This is a genomic window from Stygiolobus sp. CP850M, from assembly GCF_037389425.1.
Lineage (GTDB): Archaea > Thermoproteota > Thermoprotei_A > Sulfolobales > Sulfolobaceae > Stygiolobus.
Genome location: NZ_JBBHKR010000091.1, coordinates 1 through 3,187 on the forward strand (window position 1 = coordinate 1; position 3,187 = coordinate 3,187).

5 protein-coding genes and 1 pseudogene are annotated in these 3,187 nt (G+C 35.9%); 2 read left to right on the forward strand and 4 right to left on the reverse strand.

The window, feature by feature from the left end; translation table 11 throughout:
• Nucleotides 1-188: 188 nt before the first annotated feature.
• Together WIW89_RS11780 and WIW89_RS11785 are read left to right on the forward strand one after the other, a co-directional pair.
• Nucleotides 189-509, forward strand: coding sequence for a hypothetical protein (locus WIW89_RS11780; RefSeq protein ID WP_337720920.1), 321 nt, complete (start codon nt 189-191; stop codon nt 507-509).
• A gap of 1 nt (nt 510) precedes the next feature.
• Nucleotides 511-990, forward strand: a complete 480-nt coding sequence (locus WIW89_RS11785; protein WP_337720921.1) for a hypothetical protein — start codon at nt 511-513, stop codon at nt 988-990.
• Nucleotides 991-995: 5 nt separating this feature from the next.
• Here the strand turns inward: WIW89_RS11785 and WIW89_RS11790 are convergent, their stop codons facing one another.
• The 4 genes and pseudogenes from WIW89_RS11790 to WIW89_RS11805 form a co-directional block, all read right to left on the reverse strand.
• Nucleotides 996-1,526, reverse strand: coding sequence for a class I SAM-dependent methyltransferase (locus WIW89_RS11790; protein WP_337720922.1), 531 nt, complete (start codon nt 1,524-1,526; stop codon nt 996-998).
• A 68-nt stretch (nt 1,527-1,594) separates the two neighbouring features.
• Nucleotides 1,595-2,083: a phosphate-starvation-inducible PsiE family protein gene (locus tag WIW89_RS11795; protein WP_337720923.1), complete on the reverse strand. Its 489-nt coding sequence runs from the start codon at nt 2,081-2,083 to the stop codon at nt 1,595-1,597.
• Nucleotides 2,083-2,616, reverse strand: a complete 534-nt coding sequence (locus WIW89_RS11800; RefSeq protein ID WP_337720924.1) for a hypothetical protein — start codon at nt 2,614-2,616, stop codon at nt 2,083-2,085. Before WIW89_RS11800 ends, WIW89_RS11795 begins: the two co-directional genes overlap by 1 nt.
• Before the next feature lie 145 nt (nt 2,617-2,761).
• A pseudogene (locus tag WIW89_RS11805) lies at nt 2,762-3,187 on the reverse strand (maleate cis-trans isomerase family protein); the annotation flags it as partial.

The window sequence follows — 3,187 nt, forward strand, 5'->3', positions numbered from 1 at the left end:
TGTTTTAACTGTAACTGCTTCTGGGTTGATACTGCAAATTGGACTTCACAAACGAGTTTTTGGAGCCAGAAGATTATAAAAACTACTATCTTTTTGCTTGATGTTTAAGTAAATAAGTCTTGTTTTTTAATAATATTAGACTAATTTCAATGATATATTTTTAAAGCCTAAATTCAAAATATTAATAAATGTCACAAATTACTTTCCAAAAAATACCAGGTTTATTGGCAGTTTACCGTTTTAGCGGTGAACACTTGGAGAAGATTTATGGAATGGACATCACTAAAGTGGACTTATCTAAGTTAGCTAAGAGACTTAAGGAAAACATGGAAATAGGAAAAGAAGAGGCTAAGAGACTTAAGCTATTAGACCCCTTATTAGGATATGCCATGATAGTCGATGATTTAGGACTTGCGGTAATTAAGGACATGGTATATTTTGTAAGGGCTAAGGAGACTAACTGGGACTATGTAATAAAATTCGCAATCGAGAATAGCGGAGGTGTTTAACATGACTTTCAAGGGCTATGTTGGACATATCAAATTTGACGACCAAGGAAATGTGATAGAAAGTAAGAACGTGGAGAATCCAAAGGAGTGGGCTGAGATAATAAAGTTCAACGTCAAGAAGGGTAATGAGGAAGCAAGGGAATTAGGTTTCGGCCGCATGAACGGTTTCGCCATGATCGGAAAGGATTACTCCCTTACTTTCATGAAGAACGGAGCTTACTTAGTTAAGACAAGAGAAGTAGACTGGCATGACCTATTCGTAAAGTACACGTATTCTTATACCACACTAATTACGGGCTTATTCCTTACTATTCTGTCGATAATAATATTCCTGATAGACGTAACACCCGCCATTAATTATATACCTTACTTTAACCAACTTGCACCAGAGCCTAAATTTTTCATTCCCATACTCATCCTTCTAGTTGGAGTAGTACTCTTAGGTATCTCTAAATCTAAGTTTAACTATAGGCTGGAGTGACGAAGTTAACTAATTTTTTCCCATTTACTAAAAGATAACGCATTTGCTTCAGTATATTCTACAAGTTTAAATTTCCCCTCTTCCATCTCCTTTCTTATCTTCCCTCTAGTCATTATAGGATCTACTATTAGAACAGTACCTTGACCTTCAAGAACTCTCCTTATCTCAGAAACAAGTACTTTCATTATCTCTCTTTTTAGGTTGTAAAAGTACATTACGCTGTAAACTAGAGAGAAACTATTATCCTTAAAGGGCATTTGAGGGAGACCATAAAACAAATTCACTCTGGCACCATACTTTCTTATCAATCTCTCAGCCTCATCCTTCTTGAAATACTTCCAGTCGTCAACTCCGCTTATCTCCTTATTAAGTTCTAAGGAAAGATAAATAGGGATCAAACAGTTACCCGGAGCTATGTCCAGAATCCTCTCTTTTTTTATGTCAATCATTGAGGAAAGTTTCCTCGCAATATATGCCTCTTCATCTATCGTAATGCCCATCCTCAATACGGGTTGGAAGTCATTTACGTCTATCATAATCATTAACATTGTGGTGATTAAATTAAAGCTTTTTAATATAATTTAACAAAAACGGAAAACTGCACCTAATGTTTACGCCCTTTTTTCGTGAGCCTGAAGGAGATCAGGAACCTACTGAGTGCTACGAGCAGGATTATGGAGGCCAAGTATAAAAGATCAGACATGCTGCTCACTCCGTTGATTAATTCGATGATGACCTCCCTTAGGACGAAGCTCATGGTAGCGTCCATAACGTATACTACACTCCTCCCTCTCCCTTTTCCAAAGTCTACTATACTTTGAAATAGCTCAAGAAGCACTACAACAAGAAACGCGTTACCTACAAGTCCGAATATCTCGCTCAGCAGGCCTGAAGGAATTAACAAGAAAATGTCTATTACTGTGTACACTATAACTATTCCTATAGCTACAAGTAGAATAACCTCTATGATCTTTGCAATGTATTGGACAATCTTCTCTTCGGGTAAATAGAAATGAAATCTCCTTTTTGTACCCTTACTTTCGCCTTTCACTTCATTCACTGTTAACAGTCTCGATATAAAAAGTGAGTGCATTACTCCGACAGCAGATACACTACTTCTTCAAGTTTGTAGGTCAAGTTTAAGTAGGGTACTATATGTTCTTTTACGATATGTTCGGGAAAGTTAAATTGGTCTTTAAGTTCTTTTATTTCCTTTCCAAACAGCTTATGTTTCATAGACGGATTATAAACTAAACTAGTGGTAATGGTAACTACCGTCTTATTAGTCATCTCTTGAGACATAATTTGCATATTAAGTTCGAAAGTGTTTTCATCGTCTTTACCTTTATACTGAACTCCACCAGTAATTATTTCAGGCCCTTTTAATGTCCCGATTAGAGTTTTAATACCAGTGTCTGGAGTGCCGAAAACATATAAGACTTTGTAGAGATTGGGGATTTTATCTTTAAGTGCTTGCGAAGGACTTACAAACCTACCGAGGTTATTATCATAAGCCTGAAGAATTACAAAGTGGGAGATAACTCCACTAAGTCTAAAAGGATCAGTAAAGATTTTCATGATTTCAGATCTAGATGAATTGAGAGTGAGCCTAACGGAATTTAACATATAGTATGTTTTTTTAATTTCTTGTATATAAACATTATTATCCTAAATTCAATTATTTAAGAGTAAGTAAAAGCTCTTTAATTTCTGATCAGAATTGATTATTAAGGTAACTGACTATTAGAAATAACTTTACTATAATATAATTCTAAATGTTAATCCCTGGAATTCTCCCTTTTATTCTTAATTTTCTTAATGATCCCCACATAGTAGCTGTGTTTTCAGATATCACCGGCATACCTAGATCTTCATATAAATAAGTCACTGCCTCATAAGTAGACAAAGCAGTACATGCTATGTACACCGCGTCAGCATTAATCACCCTATCTATATTTCTCTTAACCAGTCTATACACCGTGAATACGGGAGTGTTTGAAATATCAACGCCTTTTACCTTACCCAAACCGTCGTAGCCTATTACTTCAAAGCCCTTAGACCTCCAATATTCGACCTCTTCCAACGTCCTTTCCTTAACGTACGGAGTACCTACCCATATTTTCTTCACTTTAAGTTCCTTTAATAATCCGTATACCTCCTCCTCGGGTATTATGACTTCTTTTTTTATTGCCTTCCT

Excerpts from the sequence above, each read along its gene's own strand:
- WIW89_RS11780 (WP_337720920.1), top strand. The coding sequence starts at position 189 with ATGTCACAAATTACTTTCCAAAAAATACCAGGTTTATTGGCAGTTTAC.
- WIW89_RS11785 (WP_337720921.1), top strand. The coding sequence starts at position 511 with ATGACTTTCAAGGGCTATGTTGGACATATCAAATTTGACGACCAAGGA.
- WIW89_RS11790 (WP_337720922.1), bottom strand. The coding sequence starts at position 1,526 with ATGATAGACGTAAATGACTTCCAACCCGTATTGAGGATGGGCATTACG.
- WIW89_RS11795 (WP_337720923.1), bottom strand. The coding sequence starts at position 2,083 with ATGCACTCACTTTTTATATCGAGACTGTTAACAGTGAATGAAGTGAAA.
- WIW89_RS11800 (WP_337720924.1), bottom strand. The coding sequence starts at position 2,616 with ATGTTAAATTCCGTTAGGCTCACTCTCAATTCATCTAGATCTGAAATC.